15 protein-coding genes are annotated in these 17,197 nt (G+C 41.4%); 12 read left to right on the forward strand and 3 right to left on the reverse strand.

Features of this window, described 5'->3' with window-relative positions:
• Window positions 1-106 precede the first annotated feature (106 nt).
• Both BM161_RS07440 and BM161_RS07445 read left to right on the forward strand, forming a co-directional pair.
• A complete protein-coding gene (locus BM161_RS07440) occupies window positions 107-1,519 on the forward strand; it encodes an MATE family efflux transporter (protein WP_074931378.1) in 1,413 nt (470 codons plus the stop codon).
• Window positions 1,516-2,691, forward strand: coding sequence for an SLC13 family permease (locus tag BM161_RS07445; RefSeq protein WP_074931379.1), 1,176 nt, complete (start codon window positions 1,516-1,518; stop codon window positions 2,689-2,691). Before BM161_RS07440 ends, BM161_RS07445 begins: the two co-directional genes overlap by 4 nt.
• Here the strand turns inward: BM161_RS07445 and BM161_RS07450 are convergent.
• Window positions 2,684-6,259 carry a glycoside hydrolase family 2 TIM barrel-domain containing protein gene (locus BM161_RS07450; protein ID WP_074931380.1) on the reverse strand — a complete coding sequence of 1,192 codons (3,576 nt, stop codon included), beginning with the start codon at window positions 6,257-6,259 and terminating at the stop codon, window positions 2,684-2,686. The genes BM161_RS07445 and BM161_RS07450 overlap by 8 nt on opposite strands.
• A 111-nt stretch (window positions 6,260-6,370) precedes the next feature.
• Here BM161_RS07450 and BM161_RS07455 point away from each other — a divergent pair, with 111 nt between their 5' ends.
• The 6 genes from BM161_RS07455 to BM161_RS07480 all read left to right on the forward strand — a co-directional run bounded on the left by BM161_RS07455 (window position 6,371) and on the right by BM161_RS07480 (window position 11,887).
• Window positions 6,371-6,769, forward strand: coding sequence for a pyridoxamine 5'-phosphate oxidase family protein (locus tag BM161_RS07455; protein ID WP_074931381.1), 399 nt, complete (start codon window positions 6,371-6,373; stop codon window positions 6,767-6,769).
• 66 nt (window positions 6,770-6,835) lie between these two features.
• Window positions 6,836-7,600: a nucleoside phosphorylase gene (locus BM161_RS07460; RefSeq protein WP_074931382.1), complete on the forward strand. Its 765-nt coding sequence runs from the start codon at window positions 6,836-6,838 to the stop codon at window positions 7,598-7,600.
• A gap of 4 nt (window positions 7,601-7,604) precedes the next feature.
• Window positions 7,605-8,564 (forward strand): aromatic acid exporter family protein, encoded by a 960-nt coding sequence (locus BM161_RS07465; protein WP_074931383.1) that lies wholly within the window; start codon window positions 7,605-7,607, stop codon window positions 8,562-8,564.
• A 15-nt stretch (window positions 8,565-8,579) separates the two neighbouring features.
• On the forward strand, window positions 8,580-9,170 hold the full coding sequence (locus BM161_RS07470; RefSeq protein ID WP_074931384.1) for a metallophosphoesterase: 591 nt from the start codon (window positions 8,580-8,582) through the stop codon (window positions 9,168-9,170).
• 118 nt (window positions 9,171-9,288) lie between these two features.
• Complete coding sequence (gene trxB, locus BM161_RS07475; RefSeq protein WP_074931385.1) at window positions 9,289-10,215, forward strand: thioredoxin-disulfide reductase; 927 nt, start codon at window positions 9,289-9,291, stop codon at window positions 10,213-10,215.
• Window positions 10,208-11,887, forward strand: a complete 1,680-nt coding sequence (locus tag BM161_RS07480; RefSeq protein ID WP_074931386.1) for a glycoside hydrolase family 3 protein — start codon at window positions 10,208-10,210, stop codon at window positions 11,885-11,887. The genes trxB and BM161_RS07480 overlap by 8 nt, the downstream gene beginning before the upstream one ends.
• On the opposite strand, the gene BM161_RS07485 is transcribed toward BM161_RS07480, so the two are convergent.
• Together BM161_RS07485 and BM161_RS07490 are read right to left on the reverse strand one after the other, a co-directional pair.
• Window positions 11,884-12,567: a tRNA-uridine aminocarboxypropyltransferase gene (locus BM161_RS07485; RefSeq protein WP_074931387.1), complete on the reverse strand. Its 684-nt coding sequence runs from the start codon at window positions 12,565-12,567 to the stop codon at window positions 11,884-11,886. The two genes, BM161_RS07480 and BM161_RS07485, sit on opposite strands and share 4 nt — an antisense overlap.
• Entirely contained in the window at window positions 12,564-13,379 is an 816-nt protein-coding gene (locus BM161_RS07490; protein WP_177206218.1) for an alpha/beta hydrolase, read from the reverse strand. The genes BM161_RS07485 and BM161_RS07490 overlap by 4 nt, the downstream gene beginning before the upstream one ends.
• Window positions 13,380-13,419: 40 nt before the next feature.
• Between BM161_RS07490 and BM161_RS07495 the strand changes: the two genes are divergently transcribed.
• Genes BM161_RS07495 through lptB form a run of 4 tightly spaced genes read left to right on the forward strand, consistent with a single transcriptional unit; the run spans window position 13,420 to window position 17,177 of the window.
• Window positions 13,420-15,132, forward strand: coding sequence for an AMP-binding protein (locus BM161_RS07495; protein WP_074931388.1), 1,713 nt, complete (start codon window positions 13,420-13,422; stop codon window positions 15,130-15,132).
• Window positions 15,083-15,739 carry an LPS export ABC transporter periplasmic protein LptC gene (gene lptC / locus BM161_RS07500; RefSeq protein ID WP_244882737.1) on the forward strand — a complete coding sequence of 219 codons (657 nt, stop codon included), beginning with the start codon at window positions 15,083-15,085 and terminating at the stop codon, window positions 15,737-15,739. Before BM161_RS07495 ends, lptC begins: the two co-directional genes overlap by 50 nt.
• Window positions 15,740-16,447, forward strand: coding sequence for an LptA/OstA family protein (locus tag BM161_RS07505; RefSeq protein WP_074931390.1), 708 nt, complete (start codon window positions 15,740-15,742; stop codon window positions 16,445-16,447).
• Complete coding sequence (gene lptB, locus BM161_RS07510; protein ID WP_074931391.1) at window positions 16,437-17,177, forward strand: LPS export ABC transporter ATP-binding protein; 741 nt, start codon at window positions 16,437-16,439, stop codon at window positions 17,175-17,177. Before BM161_RS07505 ends, lptB begins: the two co-directional genes overlap by 11 nt.
• Window positions 17,178-17,197 lie beyond the last annotated feature (20 nt).

The following is a 17,197-nucleotide window of genomic DNA, read 5'->3' on the forward strand; positions in this document are numbered from 1 at the left end:
TAATTTAGTATCTATATATATAATATACTAAAAGTCAAAAGGTTTCGGCAAATTAAAAATCTCTTATAATATAGAAACAAGTGTAATCCTGAGGTATAATCTCACAATGCTTCAAAAAAAATACGCTATAGGACGGAACTTTGGGCCGGCTTCTTTTTACGCACAGGCTCTCAAAATTGCCATTCCTGTTATGGCCCAGATGCTTATTCAGAATCTGGTTTCGCTGATTGATAATTTTATGGTGGCCGGACTTGGCGATGTGAAAATGTCCGGTGTAAATATCTGCGGGCAGATTATTTTTGTCTTCATGGTTTTTATGAATACAATCTGCATGGCCGGCGGAATCTTCATGACTCAGTTTTCCGGCGCAAAAGATAAAGAGGGAATGAAGCAGTCCTTCTGCTTCAAGCTCTGGATGGGGCTTTTTGTTGTTGCTGTATTTTCTGTGTCCTGTTTTCTGCTGCCCCGTCAGATTTTAAGCTTCATGGTTCGAGGCAATTCTCAGGCAGTTTTGATTCTAGACCAGGGCGTTCAGTACATGAGAATCATGGGCTTTATGGGAATTCCCTGGATGCTCTCTGCAATGATTTCTTCTTCTTTGCGCGAGATTGGTAAGGTAAAGGTTCCGCTTGTAATTTCGATTATTGCAACCTGTGTAAATACTGTCTGTAACTGGATTTTGATTTACGGAAATCTTGGAGTGCCAAGACTCGAGGTGCGCGGTGCTGCCATTGCAACGGTAATTGCCCGTACTGTTGAAGCTCTGATTTTTATCGGCTACATGATTAAGCAGAAGCCTGATTTTGCGATTAAGTTTTTTGATGTTTTTCGCATAAACTTTGCTCTCTTTTGCGAGATTCTTAAAAAGGCCTGGATGATTATGCTTTCTGAAATGGTCTGGGCTATGGCAGAAACAATTACGACTGCTCTTTACAATGGCCGCGGTGGTGCCGACGTAGTTTCGGGAATGTCTTCCAGCTTTGCTATTTCCAATCTCTTCTTTGTTGCCTTCAATGGAATTATAACGGCGACGGGTGTAATCATAGGAAAGGATTTGGGAAGGGGAGAACTGGATCAGGCCCGACAGGAAAAGGTCTGGCTTTTGAATGGGTCTAAAATCTTTGGCCTCTTTTTTACCGGTATCGGCTTTTTGTGTCTGCTCCTGGTTCCTGTGGTTTTCAGAAATCTCAGTGCCAGCTCTCAGCATATCTGTCGTCAGATGGTTTTAGTGATGGCTATTTACATGCCGATCTGGGTTTACATAAACTGTCAGTTTGCTGTAAGCCGGGCCGGTGGCGATACCGTGATGGGAATGGTGGTTGATGGAATCGGAAATTTTGGCATTGTAATTCCGGGGATTTTCCTGCTTGCAAATTTTACGGGGATTGGGCCGGTTGCCATGTATGCCATCATCAAGTTTGTTGAAGTTCCAAAAATCATGATTGCTCACTTCTGGCTTAAAAAAGAAAAGTGGCTTGTAAATCTTGCTCAGAAAGAAAATGAAGGTGAAGAAAAATGAAAAAGCTTTTTGAAGGGATGAAAAATTTTATTAAGAGAGAGCCTGTGCTTTTTGCGGCTCTGCTGCTGGCTGTGCTTGCGGTGTGCCTGATCCGGCCTGGTGTAGAGCTTTGCCTTCAGGCAATTGATTTTCGAACACTGGCAATTCTTTTTTCTCTGATGATTGTTATCAAGGCTTTTCAGAGTCAGAACTTTCTCGATTTTATTGCGGCAAGATTGCTGAGACTTTGCAAGACGAGAAGGGCGCTTTATTTTTTGCTTACTTATCTTGTATTTTTCTCTTCCATGTTTGTAACAAATGATGTTGCTCTTTTGACTTTTGTGCCGATTACACTCTTGATTTTCAGACGGATTGAACTTCCGGCTCTTCACATTGTTGTGCTGGAAACTCTGGCGGCAAATCTTGGTTCCTGCATCACGCCGATGGGAAATCCGCAGAATCTTTATCTTTTTTCTTACTATGGTTTTAGCGCGCTTGAGTTCTTTGCGCTCACTGCAAAGATTGCACTGCCGTCGCTTTTTATTCTTGCAGTGATAATTATTTTCCTGACCCGCAGAAAGCTTGCAGAACACGGCGGAATGAAAGAGCCACATGAGCTAAGTGGAAATGTTTTACAGACTCAGGTTGTCCGCCTCAAGGCTGATTTTCGTACAGCCCTTTATTTTGCTGATTTTGTAATCTGCCTGCTTACAGTTTTTCATGTAGTGAATTATCTGATTATGTTAGCGGTAACAGTTGTGATAATGGCAATCTGCAACTGGCGTCTTTTCAAAAAGGTTGATTACAGTCTGCTCCTTACTTTTGTGGGCTTTTTTATTTTTACAAAAAGTCTTTCAAAGGTTCCAGCCTTTACTGATTTTGTAAATTCACTTTTATCGTCATCGCTTAAAACTTACCTGACCGGAATTGCTGCCAGCCAGATAATAAGCAACGTTCCAGCCGCCCTGCTTCTCAGTGGCTTTACAGAAAACGGCGCAATGCTGCTGCTGGCAGTAAATGTGGGCGGCCTGGGCACTCTCATCGCCAGCATGGCAAGTGTGATTTCCTTTAAGTTGTATAAGTCCTCGCTGGTTGAGCCTGTCGAAACCAGTCACGATAATTACTTTGCAGTGTTTACAGCTTATAATGTCGTACTTCTGCTGATTCTTGGTTTTGTGGTTTATCTTATTTAAACCTGAACCACTTAAAATCAAAGTTACTTCCCGGCAAAAATACGAAGCTGATTTTCTGCAGGCCTTTCACTGGTGTCAGCTGGAAGGTCTTTTCTTCGTAGTTGTCTGTGTGTGGGAATTCGATTACCTGAGTTGTAGAACTTCCATCAGCGGCAAAGAACTTAATGTTGATTGTATTGTTCTCTGTGTTTGACTTTCCGCAGATTGTGAGTTTTGTTGTAGTGGTGTCGCCAAAATCCATATTCGTAAAATCAAGGTTAACATTGTTACCGATTTTCTCTACAGCAGTGTCTGTCTTTGTGAAAGAGTCGCCGGCGATTAAGTCTGCATCGAGGGCTGCGAGTTTTGCAAAAGCTTTAGGCGACTTTTCAAAATAGAAACCGTGCAGGTAGAGGTCATGCGTAAATGCAATTGTGATTGTATGAACTCCAAAGAGACGGCGGTCTAATGTAAACACATTTTCAGAATAAGTGTTGTAAATTGATTCGTGCTTGTAAGTGAAGCGGCCGAGGAGTTTTGAGTTGCCGGGGTTTGTGCCGGTGCCGTCCCAGATTTCGATAGGGAACTCGGTTGAGAAACTGAAGATTGGAAGATGGATTGTGTCTGCTCCGTCGGCTCCAAAATCAACCTTATCAAAGCTTACCCAGGTTGCGCCGCACTTGCGGTTTGAGATTCCGCTTTCAAGCGACATCTCTGGTTTTTGTTTGTCGTTTGTGGCATCGTAGCTGTCGAAGCGGCAGGCTTCTATGAGTGTGTACGGATTTCGCTTTTGAGTTCCGATGCCGCTTACGGTGAACGGCAGGTCGCTGATTACTTCGTCATACTTAGTGTTGTTGCGGGCAGTGCAGCGGAGAATACATTCGCCGTCGGAGTTGGCGGAGATTGTCGACTCTGCGGTGGTTTCGATACATTCGCTTCGCGAACACTCAACCACCGGCGTTACGGTAATGTTGTCTGCAGAGACGCATTCCTTCAAAACCGGGTTCCAGCTGATTTCTTTGATGCTAGCATTTTCCGGAAGAACTCTTGCAGTTACGTGAACTTCGCGGTGAGTCGCATCGAGCTTTGTTGAACCGTCTGCAATCAGTTCAATTTTTCGGGTCGGGATAAAATCCTTTTCCGGGCGGATTGCAAAATATGGTGCAGCTTCCTTCCATTCTTTTCCGTCAAACTTGAGGGAAACATTCTGAAGACCAGCACTAGCGGCAGTGATTACAAAGCTGGAGTTGTTGTTTTTTGAACGTACAATTGCAATCAGTCTGTTTGTAAAAAGTCTTCTGGTATGGCTGCGGCCGGTTGCACTTACGTATTCCTCATAATCTGTTGAGTCGCCGTTATCCATGCCAACAAGTTCTGCATCTCCTGCGACGTTGAACGTAATGTAGTTACGTGCGTTTTCTACGAGTGTTCCATCCTTATCAGCAAGCATAATCTGAATAAAATGGAGAGAACCAGATTTTCCGCTTTCATCTTCTGTTTCAGAATTCAAAATGATTTTAGCGGGATCTCCAAAAGATTTTTTTACATCTTCTGCAATTGCGTTTCCATCTTTATCATAAGCAACAGCTTTGATTTCGCCTTTGTGATATTCTACAATCCAGTGACCAAACGGTTCTGCACCGTCTTTGTGATTTATTTCCTGACGGCCAAGTGAAGTTCCGTTAAAGAAAAGTTCAACGCCTTCGCCATTGGTATAGGCTTTTACATCAATCAACTGGCCTTCGTTCCAGTCCCAGTACGGAAGCAGGTGAACGAAAGGTTCTGTGTTGTTTCTAGCCCATTCTGATTTGAAAAGATAGAAGGTGTCCTTAGGGAAACCTGCTGTATCAATCTGTCCGAAGAAAGAAGATTTTGTGTGATACGGAGTAGGTTCACCAATGTAGTCCCAGCCGGTCCAGATATACTGGCCTGCGCTGAACGGACAGTCGCGGTCATTTGCAATTACAGTCTGTGTGTTTGCGCAGCCCCATGGAGTTGTACAGTTTCCAAGAGTTGAACACTGGCCGTCGCTGAAGGTAACGAGTTTAAGCGAATCCGGGAAGTGGTATATTCCGCGACTCTGAACAGTTGAGCCGGTTTCACTTCCGTAAATTTTCCAGTCAGGATTTTTCTGATGATGTTCGTTGTAGAGGCGCTCAAGATAGTTGTAGCCGACAGTGTCGATTTCACCAGCACATTTCTGTGCACCTTCTGTCATCATATAATTTGAAGCAATGGTAATCTGCGCATTTTTGTTTGGGTCACTTTTCTGAACACAGGTATAGAGACGCTTTGTGATTTCAAATCCGTTTCCCATGTGAGTATCATAAATCTCATTTCCAACTGACCACATAATGAGGCTTGGATGATTGCGATCACGACGTACCCAGTTTGTTACATCGCGCTCACACCAATCGTTGAAATAGTTTCCGTAGTCAAATGTGGTCTTAGGTTTTTCCCACATATCAAAAATCTCGTCGTCAACAAGAAGTCCCATTTCATCACAGAGATCCATCCAGGCAGATGGCGGCGGGTTATGAGAACAGCGAACAGAGTTTACTCCCATTTCCTTGAGTTTTCTGAACTGGCGTCGGAGTGCATCAATATGGAAAGCAGCTCCAAGTGCACCCTGGTCGTGATGCTGACACGCCCCGTATATTTTCTGATGGCGGCCATTTAAGAAAAAGCCTTTGTCTGCTGTGAAAACTGCATGCTTAAAGCCACAATGCTGCTGAACTTCATCAATTACAGCATCATTTTTGTCCATCAGCTTTGTAGTTAATATATAGAAGAATGGCGCATTAAGTTCCCAGAGAATAGGCTGTTCAACAGCCAGTTCTTCTTGAGCTCGGGAAATTGAAGTGGTTGCAAGAGAAGGAACATTCTGATGCAGCCAGTCAGATTCTTCTTCACGAACAGGCACCGGTGACAAAGGGAATTCAGTTTTTGCAAAAACAGTTCCATCAGGGGCAGTAATTATATTTTCAATTTTGTGTCCGCTGATTGCGCCGGAAACTTCAACAGAGATTTTGATATTCCATTCACCGGCAAGATTTGCGGAATCGGCTGGAGTTGCAGTGAAATAAACTCCGTCTGTCGGAAGGTACACGCGGTCTGTATTTATAAAATAAACATCGCGGATAATTCCAGCACCGGAATACCAGCGGGTGTTACAGTTCTGATAAACTGCAATCACGAGCACTTCATTATCGCCCTCGTGAACTAATGAAGAAATATCAAGTTCAAAAGTAGAGTAGCCGTATTTCCATTCACCGGCCTTCTTGCCGTTTATCCATACAGCACTGTTCATATAAACAGCTTCAAAACGAATTGCACAATGACGGCTGTTAACTTCTTCTGCGCTTAGTGAAAAACTCTTTTTATAGAAGCCCACGCTGTTTTTATACAGTTCATTTACATGATGAATCTGCCAGTCATGAGGTATCCGTACGGGTGCATATTTTTGTGTCACCGCACAATCATAAAACTGCTCCGGAGTAAAGAGAACCGGTTTTTCATCCTTATACATAGAAGCTTCGTCTAAAGCAAGCTCGGCAAACTGCCAGCCATCATTGAATAATTTCTTCATGCGTAAAATTATAATAGTGAAATTAAAATCTGTGAATAAGAGAAAAATATGGTATAATAAAATCACCGATAAATACAAGAATGGCTTTTTTTAAGGAGGTTAAAGCCCATTATGAACGAAATCTACGAATTCATCAAAAAATGCGGAACTTATTATCTTGCAACTGTTGAGGACGGACAGCCTAGAAACAGACCGTTCGGAACTATAAATATTTTTGACAACAAACTTTACATTCAGACTGGAAAGAGTAAGGATGTTTCAAAGCAGATTCAGAAAAATCCTAAAGTAGAAATCTGCTGCTTTGACGGCTCAACTGGTCAGTGGTTGCGTCTTGCCGGTGAGCTCGTTCGTGACGACCGCCGCGAGGCTAAGGTTGATATGCTCGAGCACTATCCAGATTTGAAGAATATGTACTCAGCTGATGATGACAATACAGAAGTTCTTTACTTCAAAAATGCCACTGCAACAATTTACAGCTTCGGTGGTGCACCAAAGGTTGTAAAGTTCTAGGTTGACTTGCCTCCGTTGTAAAATATATTATTTCAGAATAAATAATTATACGGCGGAGGTGTACCCATGATAAAGTCTAATGAATATCCTGTTCTGGAGTTTGATACAGATCAGGATGCAGTTGTAAATCCATTTAAGTGGAATCTTGAAAAGTTTAAGACAAACAAACTGATTATTACTTTCTTCCCGGAAGTCATGGAGTCTTTGAAAAAGGACGGACTCATTGAAGTAGAGCGTCACTTTGGCGGTGAGAACCCTGTTGATATTTACCGCTTCACTGACGCACCCGATATCCTGATTACCCTCGGCTATGTCGGCTGTCCTGCTTGCGCCGGAAACCTCGAAGTCTTTGCTGCCTGCGGTCTCACAAAGGTTATGTTCTGCGGTGGCGGCGGTGTTCTCGATAAGAATATCAAAGTAGGTGAGCTTCTCGTTGTTGAAGGCGCAATCCGTGACGAAGGTTTTTCATACCGTTACATCGAACCAGCCCGCTATATTTATACCGATAAGGCAGTTACAAAAAAGGTAACAGATTATCTTGATACTCATAAAATCTCGTATTTGACCGGCATTACCTGGACTACAGACGCAATGTTCCGTGAAACAAAAGCACTCGTAGAACAGCGAAAAGCTGAGGGTGCAAAAATCGTTGAGATGGAACAGGCTGGCTGTATTGCAATTGCTCAATACCGTAAGTTTGATTACGCTGCAATTATCTATGGTGGTGACGATGTTTCGCAGAATGAATGGGATATCCGTTCCTGGGATAATCGAAAGGGCATCCGCTACAATCTTGTGATGCTGTGCCGCGAGCTGGTAAAAGAGATTTAAGGACATGAACAAAAAGCAGATTTTCATAAATACAGTAAAAGTCACACTTGCCGCAATTATGGCAATTCTTGTTGCGAAGGCGCTCAAACTTGAGTTTGCGGTGTCTGCCGGAATTGTTGCAATTCTTTCTGTGCAGCCGACCAAAAAGGAAACTCTTAAAACCGCTCTCTCCCGTTTTCTGGCCTTTGCAATTGCGCTTGTGATTTCCGGTATTTTGTTTAATCTGCTTGGTTTTACTGTCTATGTCTTTTTTATCTATCTTGCAATTTTCATTTTGATCTGTCAGTGGTGCGGCTGGATTTCTTCGATGGCTATGGACTCAGTTTTGATTTCTCATTTTCTGAGCCTTGGAAAAACAGGCTTCCTGGAAATCAAAAACGAAGCTCTGCTTTTTGTAGTGGGTGTTGGCTTTGGTATTTTCGTTAATCTTTTTCTTCATAAGAAAACTGATTATATAGAAGAATTGAAAAATCAAACGGATGAAAAAATAAAGCTCGTGCTTCACCGCATGTCGCTCCGCATTCTCAATCCGGATTTTGCAGATTACGACGGCACTTGTTTTGATTCTCTGAACCAGAGTCTTTTCACCGCTAAAAAACAGGCAGAAGAAAATTTCAACAATCAGTTTACAAGCCGCGACACTTTTGATACCCGCTATCTTGCAATGCGTGAAAATCAGACAAAGGTTCTTTATGAGATGTTCAAGAGTGTACGCCAGATTAAAACTGTTCCCGGTACAGCTCAGATGGTTGCAGATTTTCTCGAAAAAGTTTCTGTTGAATATCACAAGGATAATGATGTTCAGGATCTGCTTGCAGGACTCAAAGAAATCAGAAGCAAAATGAAGATTGTGCCGCTACCGGAAAATCGTGATGAGTTCGAAGACCGTGCAAATCTTTTTACTCTTCTGGAACGTCTTCAGGAGTTTTTAGAAATCAAAAGTAACTTTCTTAAAAATAATTAAATGGGTAATTGAAAAATGAAACTATATATTTCTGACTTACATTTTTATGATGAAAAATCAATAAAACTTGATGAACGCAATTTTGCTGATGTTCGTGAAATGAATCAGTATATGATTAATCAGTGGAACGCGACGGTGAAGGGTGGAGATATAGTCTTTGTGCTTGGTGATTTGTTCTGGACAAAAGAGCCTGATGAAGTAAATTATATTCTGAACCGTCTCAGTGGAAAAATCTGTCTGATTGAAGGAAATCATGATAACCGCTGGCTCAAAAAGCCAGGCATAAATCTCGATCGCTTCGAATGGATTAAAACTTATGCAGAGTTTCAGGATGGAGATTTCAATATAATCGCAAGCCATTATCCAACCTTCTGCTATAATCATCAGCATCTTGTAAATGAAGACGGCTCTTCGCGAACTTATATGATGTATGGCCATGTTCACAATACCCAGGATGAACTGCTTGTAAACCAATTTCAAAATATTACCAGAGAAAAAAATATTCCATGTAATATGATTAACTGTTTCTGCAAGTTCAGCGATTATAAACCGCTCTCACTCGAACAGTGGATTGAACTGGATGCTAAGCGCCGCAGTACTTTGTAATCACAATTAAATTGTATACAATCTATTGACATTCGACCCATTAAAAATATATACTCCAAACAGCTGGCCGCTAAATGCTAGAGTAATAGCATAAAATCTGTTAGAATTGAGGTTATCTATGGAAACATTAGACATTGAAAAATTCGACTATGTAATTATTGGTGCTGGTTGTGCAGGACTTGCTTCGGCACAGTATGCAGCGCGAGGCGGACTTTCTGTACTGGTGCTTGATGTTGCGGGCGCGGGCGGACAGGTTCTTCAGATTTCTGAACTTGAAAATTATCCTGGAGTTTTCCCTGCAGTAGACGGCGCAACTTATATGATGACTATGCAGAAGCAGGCAGAAGCTTTTGGCGCAAAGGTTGTTCAGGCACAAGTTCTTTCTATAGATAAGACTGGTGGTGAATTTGTTGTTAAGACAAAAAAGGCTGCTTATGAAGCAAAATGTCTTTGTCTTGCCACTGGTGCAATCCATCGTAATCTTGAAGTTCCAGGAGAAAAAGAATTGTCTGGACGCGGAGTTTCTTACTGCGCAACCTGCGATGGTCCATTCTTCAGAAATAAAAAGATTGTTGTAGTTGGTGGTGGTGATTCTGCCTGCAGCGAAGCAATTTATCTTTCAACTCTTTCAAGCGACGTTTCAATTATTCATCGCCGCGACAAGTTCCGTGCTCAGCAGGCTGTAATTGACAAGATGCTGAATGCCGGTGTAAAGCCAGTTTATGATTCAGTTGTAAAAGAAATCAAGGGTGAGGGACGTGTTCAGTCTGTAATCGTTGAGAACGTAAAAACTGGTGAGCAGACAGAACTTACAACAGACGCTGTATTTATCTTTACAGGAATGCTTCCACAGACAGAGCTTGTAGATATGCTTCCTAAAGATCCTTCTGGATATATTATTACAGATGAAAATATGGAAACTCAGGTACCTGGACTTTTTGCTGCCGGTGATGTTCGCAGCAAACCATTCCGCCAGGTTGTAACTGCAGTTTCAGATGGAGCAATCGCTGCTCACGTAGCAAGCGAAAGAATCAGAAATGCTTAAAAAACGTCTACTTCTTGCTGTACTTCTGGCCGCTACGGGCTGCTCTTTTCTCTGGGCTCAAACACAAACAAACACTGTAAACTTCTGGTCACAGCTTCCTAACGATGAGCTTGCCCAGCGTATTACAGATGAAATGACAGATTCAGAACTGCTCTCTCAAACTTTTATGTTTGGCTGGGCAGGTGCTGAACCTCCTGAGCTTTTATACCAGTGGGTAGAACGCGGTCTTGGCAGTGTAAAGGTTTTTGGCTGGAACACAGATGATATTTACCTTGTAGCAAAATCAGTTTCCAGCTTACAGCATCGCTCAGCAGAAGGACGTTTTCAGATTCCACTTTTTGTAGCAACTGACCAGGAAGGCGGCTGGATTCGCCACGTAAAAGGTGACACTTCAATCACTCCTGGAAATATGGCAATTGGTGCAGGCGGCTATCCTGTTGATTCGTGGAAAACTGCCTATTATATCAGCCGTGAAATTAAAACTCTCGGCATCAACATGAACTTTGCACCTACCGTAGATCTTTTTACAGATCACGATTCTTCTATTATTGGTACACGTTCTTTTGGTGATGATCCTGATAAAACCGGAGTTCTTGGAGCCGCTTTTGTTTCTGGTTCTGAGGCTGCCGGAGTTCTTTCAACTGCAAAGCACTTCCCTGGTCATGGCGACACAAGCCTCGACTCTCACGGAAAACTCCCTGTAATCAATATTGATTTTGAAACTTTCAAAAACCGCGAGCTTACACCATATCTTTATCTTATCAAAGAAAAGGTTCCTGCTGTTATGTCCGGACATTTGAGCTTCCCTCTTATTGAAACTTCCGGTGCTCCGGCTTCTCTTTCACGTTATTTTCTTACAGACCTCTTGAGAAATCAGCTTGGTTATGAAGGCCTTATTATAACTGATGATATGATGATGGTGGGTGCCACAGTATACGCCGGCACAATGTCGAATGCCTTTAAGATGGCTCTTGAAGCCGGTAACGACATTATTCTTTCTTCAACAACTGCAAAACTTAATGAAGCTCTCTGGTATAGAAATCTTGAATTAATGACCACCGATACGACTTTCCGTGAACGTGTAAAGGATGCGGCTCGTCGTGTAATAAAGGCAAAACTTGATTATTTTAAGTCTGGTAATGCAGCTCCTCTTTATCCTGATCCAGATGCAATAGATTCTCATATTCCGGACCGTGAAGGAGAAAAGTTCTTCCTTGAGCAGGCATGCCGTTCTGTTACTGTAGAAAAGCAGGGCTCACTTCCTTTGACTGCAGATAAGGCCGGCCGCGTTTTGTTAATGGGTTCTCTTACAAGTTTCTTTAAAGCTGGAAAGCAGCGCTGGCCAGATGCCGGCGAGTTCCATTACACTTACGAAACTGGTCCGAACGAAACTCAGTGGGTATTAGACAATCTGCCGTCTGTTGCTCCGGGCTATGATACAATCATTATTTCGGTATCGTGTGAAAATCATGTAAAGATTGCTGAATACTTTAAGGGTTCTGGAAAGAGAGTTGTGATTCTTTGTAATATGACTCCAACCCTTACCGAAAAACTTCAGTGGGCAGATTCAATTCTGCTCGGTTACAGCTGGCGCTGTGATTATTCTCTGAAGGCAATGCTTGCTGCAGTTAATGGCGAGTACACACCACAGGGCACTAAGCCCTATAATTAATCAAACGTTGGAATCTCTCTCAGTTTATTATATTTCGCATCGTAATTATGGCTGTTCGGGCGGATTCCGAGAATTCTTTCATTCTCTGCCTGCAATTGGAATTTAATCATCTGTTTGAATGCATTCATCATCGGCTCAGGATCAATGCTCTTGTCGCAAAGTCCGTTTTCCTGCATTTCTTTAATCAGATAGTAACAGCTTTCAATAGTAGAAATATATTCAGGGCGTGGTTCGTGTTTAAAAGTAAAGATAGAACGATAATCACCATAAAAAGAAAGGCGTGGCAATTTCAAAAGAAAGTGATTATGTTCAATCAGCTTACGTGCACAGAACCAGGTAGAGTCCAGAATCAAAACAAGTAACTTCTTACCTTTTAATACCTCTCCAAAACCTTCTTTCTTTGCAGTCCAGGCATCTTCTCCCGGATACATCATAACTGGGAAATACTGTGGATCTGCAAGAAGCTCCTGAAGTCTTTTGTTGTGTTCAAACTCAAAACCAACAAGAATCTCAGAATCTTTAAGAGAAATCTTTGCAATGTGTCCTGTTCCGGTTCTCTGTCTTTTTGCTTCTTTTTGATGCATCAGTAAAACAAATTTTATTCCCGGATCAATTTCTTTTGTGTAAGAACAAAGACAGGCTGATTTTGGTTTAAAACAATTGTAACAAAGTTCGCTCATTTAAGTTCCATCCATGAAGCAATTTCGGCAGCAGTTATACTCTGTTGTTCTTCTGCAGAAATATCAGCAATTCCATCTCCATCCTGATTTCCGTAGCTTGCAAACTGAGCGTGGTTTCCGCCATTAATTATGATTTCAGTAAGGCCGCTGCCGATTGCCGGAAGTTTTTTCTGATATTTGTGATAGTGTTCAAGATTAAGAACTTTATCATTGCTTCCATAAAGTGAAAGAACTTTCAGATTTTTTTTAGAGATGTCATGAGTTGAATAAGCAGCAAGAAGAATCAGTCCCTTAAAATCCTTTGCATGGCGGGAAATATAAGATGCTGCTATTGCACCGCCTAAAGAATGTCCTGCCATATACCAGTTGTTAATTTCAGGATAAAGAGTTAAGAACTTTCCTGCGGCCTGCTTATCCATAAAAGCAAAATTCAATGGCATCTTTACAATAAAGCAGGCAGTTTTGTTTTCGGCACAGCGGGTCAAAAGAGGAATGTATGCATGATAATCTACAAGTCCGCCCGGATAAAAAATAATTCCTTTTTCTGTGTAATATTCGCCTGCTCCGTTTTTTGGCAGTAATGCGATGTATGATTTGTCTTCAATAAAATCTATTGTATCGTCAGATTCTGTATAAAATTTTTCAACATTAAATGATGGTGGATAGCTTTTGCAGGAGAAGGTTAGTGCTGTTAATAAAAAAAAGGCTAGCACCGTTGCTGCCATCAAACGCTTATTTTTCATATTAATATAGAATAATATCAGATTTCTTGAAATTATTAAATAAGTAACAGTCATTGACAAAATTATCATAACTGTCATAATAGCATTAGTTTTTTTTAGAGGTGGCACAATGAATCTTGCCCATGAATATATTAAAGATTATCGCGACTATACTTCCTATGAGGATTTGAAGGCTAACTGCCGTCTTGTTGCACCGGAGAATTTTAATTTTGCTTATGATATTGTTGATCGTTATGCACGTGAGACTCCGGAAAAAAGAGCTCTGGTATGGATCGATGATAATTCGGATGAGGCAAAGATTTTTACTTTTGCAGACATCTCACGCGAATCAAAGCGTGCTGCTTACTGGCTTGCTCAGAAGGGAATTAAAAAGGGCGATATGGTAATGCTTATGCTTCGCCGTCGTTATGAATGGTGGTTCCTTCTTCCAGCCCTTCACAGAATTGGTGCTGTTGCAATTGCAGCTTCAGACCAGCTTTTGAAAACTGATATTGAATACCGTACAAACGCTGCAGACGTAAAGATGATTATTTCTTACGACAATCCGCACGTTCAGGAAGAAATTGAAAAGGCAATGGTTAAGTCGCCTACTGTAAAGTATCTTGTTACTGTAGGTCCTGACCGTACTGGCTGGATTAATTTCCACGAAGAATATGAAAAGGTAGATCCTGAATTCCCTCGTCCTGTAGGAGAGGCTGCTACTCACAATTCTGATCCTATGCTGATGTACTTTACTTCTGGAACTTCTGGTTATCCAAAGCTGGTACTTCACGATTTTACATATCCAATCGGACATATCATTACTGCTAAATACTGGCACTGTGTTGTAGATGATGGACTTCACCTTACAATTGCAGAAACCGGCTGGGCTAAGGCCAGCTGGGGTAAAATCTATGGTCAGTGGATCTGCGGTACAGCACAGTTTGTTTATGATATGAACATGCTCAAGCCGGATAAGATGCTTACTTTGATTTCTAAGTACGGCCTTACAACTTTCTGTGCTCCTCCAACAGTATACCGCTTCCTTGTTCGTCAGGATCTTTCTAAATATGATCTCAGCAAGTGTCAGCGTTTCTCTACTGCCGGCGAAGCTTTGAATGATGAAGTTTATGACAAGTGGCTCGAGCAGACAGGTAAGCGTATTTATGAAGGTTACGGTCAGTCTGAATCTGCAGTTATCTGTGGAAACTTTATGGACTTTGCAGATTCTCCTGTACGCCCTGGTTCTATGGGACGTCCAAGTCCAGCTTATGATGTAGAAATCTTAAATCCTAATGATAAGCCTGTTCCTAATGGAGAAGTAGGTGAACTTTGTATCCATGTTGATAAAGGTCATCCATTTGGACTTCTTACTGGCTATCACAAAGATATTTCCCTTACTGCCGAAGCTTTTGACGGTGGTTACTATCATACAGGTGATAACGTTTACCGCGATGATGACGGTTACATCTGGTTCGTTGGCCGCAAAGACGATATCATTAAATCTTCCGGCTACCGTATCAGTCCATTTGAGGTTGAGTCAATCCTTCAGAAACACCCTGCTGTAATGGAATGTGCCGTTACTGGTGTTGAAGATGCAAAACGCGGTCAGATTGTAAAGGCAACCATCGTTCTTGTTCCAGCTTATAAGGATAAAGATAAAAAAGAGATGGAAGTAGAAATCTCTACCTTTGCAAAGGAAAACACAGCAATGTACAAGATTCCTCGAATCTATGAATTTGTTGATGAACTTCCTAAGACAATAAGCGGAAAGATTCGTCGTGTTGAAATCCGTGAAAAAGACAAGGGAAAGGATCTTGAAAAAATTAAGCAGGATTTCTAATCGTCGGTGGTTGAGTAGGGCGAAGCCCGTATCGAAACCATCGGCTTTTATAGTACTGTGCTTCCTCTTTACCTCTTGTTCCTTAAAATACGCAGAGACCATTAACTCAGAAGATAAAGTTCCAGAATTTGTATTTGAAGATACAAAGATGGTTCGTTATGAAGATAACAAACCGTCTCTTGAAGTAACTGCCGGAACTCTTGAACAGTACAAAAACAGCAATGAAACATATGGTAAAGACATTTCCTTTACTTCTTATAATGATGAAGGAAATGTAGAAACCGAAGGCAGTTGCGGAATCATTTATGCAGACAGCGGTAAAAAGCTTTATGAACTATTTGATGATATTAATGTTTATAATGCTCCCGAAAAAATGCGCTTTTATGCTTCGGTTTTAAGATGGAACGGCCAGACAGAACAGCTTACAAGTGGCCGAAGTGATATGGTAAAAATCGAAAAAGATGATACAATAATGCGTGGAAGCGGTTTTTCTGCCAGCGGAATCAGTAAGACTTTTTCATTCCGTGGAAATATAACCGGTACAATAGAAACTAAAGATGAGGAAACTGAAGCAGCAGCAGCAGAGCCTGTTTCTGAAACAGAATAGATGAATTCAAAAAAGCGGATTATCATTTTTATATCTCTGATTTTTGCTTTCATAGTGCCGCTGTGCGCTGAAAAAATCATCTTTTCTGCTAATAAAATGACTGGCCAGGCTGGTAATTCCAATACAACAACAACTCTTTCCGGTAATGCGTATATCAAAACTGAATCAATGGAAATTCAGGCAGATGATGTAGAGCTTTCCGGCGATAATTACCGCTACATAAAGGCAACTGGTAATATCAATGGTAAAAACCTTAAATCAAAAATGGATTTTACCTGCGATTCCCTTGAGTACGACAGAACAACCAAGATAGCTCTTCTTAAAGGTAATGTTAGACTTGATGATAAAGATAATGATGTAAAAGCTGAAGCCCAGATTATTGAATATAATCAGGATACAGAAGTTGCAATTCTTCAGGTTCAGATAAAGCTTACACAAAAAGATAATGTCTGCTCAGGTTCGTATGCAGTTTATTATAAAACAACTCAGCTGCTAGAGCTTTCTGGAAATGCTCAGGTAAAACAAAAGGATGATGTATTCCGTGCACAGAACATCACCCTTGATATGAATACTCAGGATATTACTCTTGGCGGAAACGTAAAGGGTAAGGTAACAGATACAAAAGAGCCGGAAGAAGAAAAAACTGACGCTGCAGCAGAAGAAACAACAGAAGCCGCAGAAACTGAGGGGGCAGAAAATGCAGAATGATGCAAATCATACTCTTCGGGTAACAAGTCTTTATAAGCAGTTTGGCCATAAAAAAGTTGTTCGTGGTGTTGAGTTTTCAATGCAGATGGGTGAAGTTTTAGGACTTCTTGGCCCAAATGGTGCGGGAAAAACAACTACCTTCTATATGGTTGTAGGTTTTTATAAGCCAACTGCAGGTGATGTTTTCCTTGATGATAAGTGTATTACCGGCCTTCCAATGTATAAGCGTGCAAGACTTGGAATTGCATACCTTCCACAGGAACCGTCTGTATTCAGAAAGTTTACTGTAGAAGAAAATATCTGGTCTATTTTGGAAACCCGTAAAGATCTTACAAAAGAAGAAAAGAAATATCGTCTTGAATCACTTATAGATGAGTTTTCAATTGGAAGAATTCGTAAACAGAAAGCATTTACACTGTCTGGAGGTGAGCGACGCCGTACAGAAATTGCCCGTTCACTTGCTATGGAACCGAAATTCCTTCTTCTGGATGAGCCTTTCGCCGGAATTGACCCTATTGCCGTTGCAGATATTAAGAGTATGATTCGTCTTCTTGCAAAAAGAGGCATTGGAATCCTCATTACAGACCATAACGTTCGCGATACCCTTGAAATTACCGACCGTGCCATCATCGTAAATCAGGGAACTATTATGATTCAAGGTTCCAAACAGGAAATTCTCGAAAGCGAAATAGCCCGTGAAATCTATCTGGGTAAAGATTTCAGCATGTAAAATCAGTTTGACATCAGACT

The organism is Treponema bryantii (assembly GCF_900113965.1).
GTDB lineage: Bacteria > Spirochaetota > Spirochaetia > Treponematales > Treponemataceae > Treponema_D > Treponema_D bryantii_A.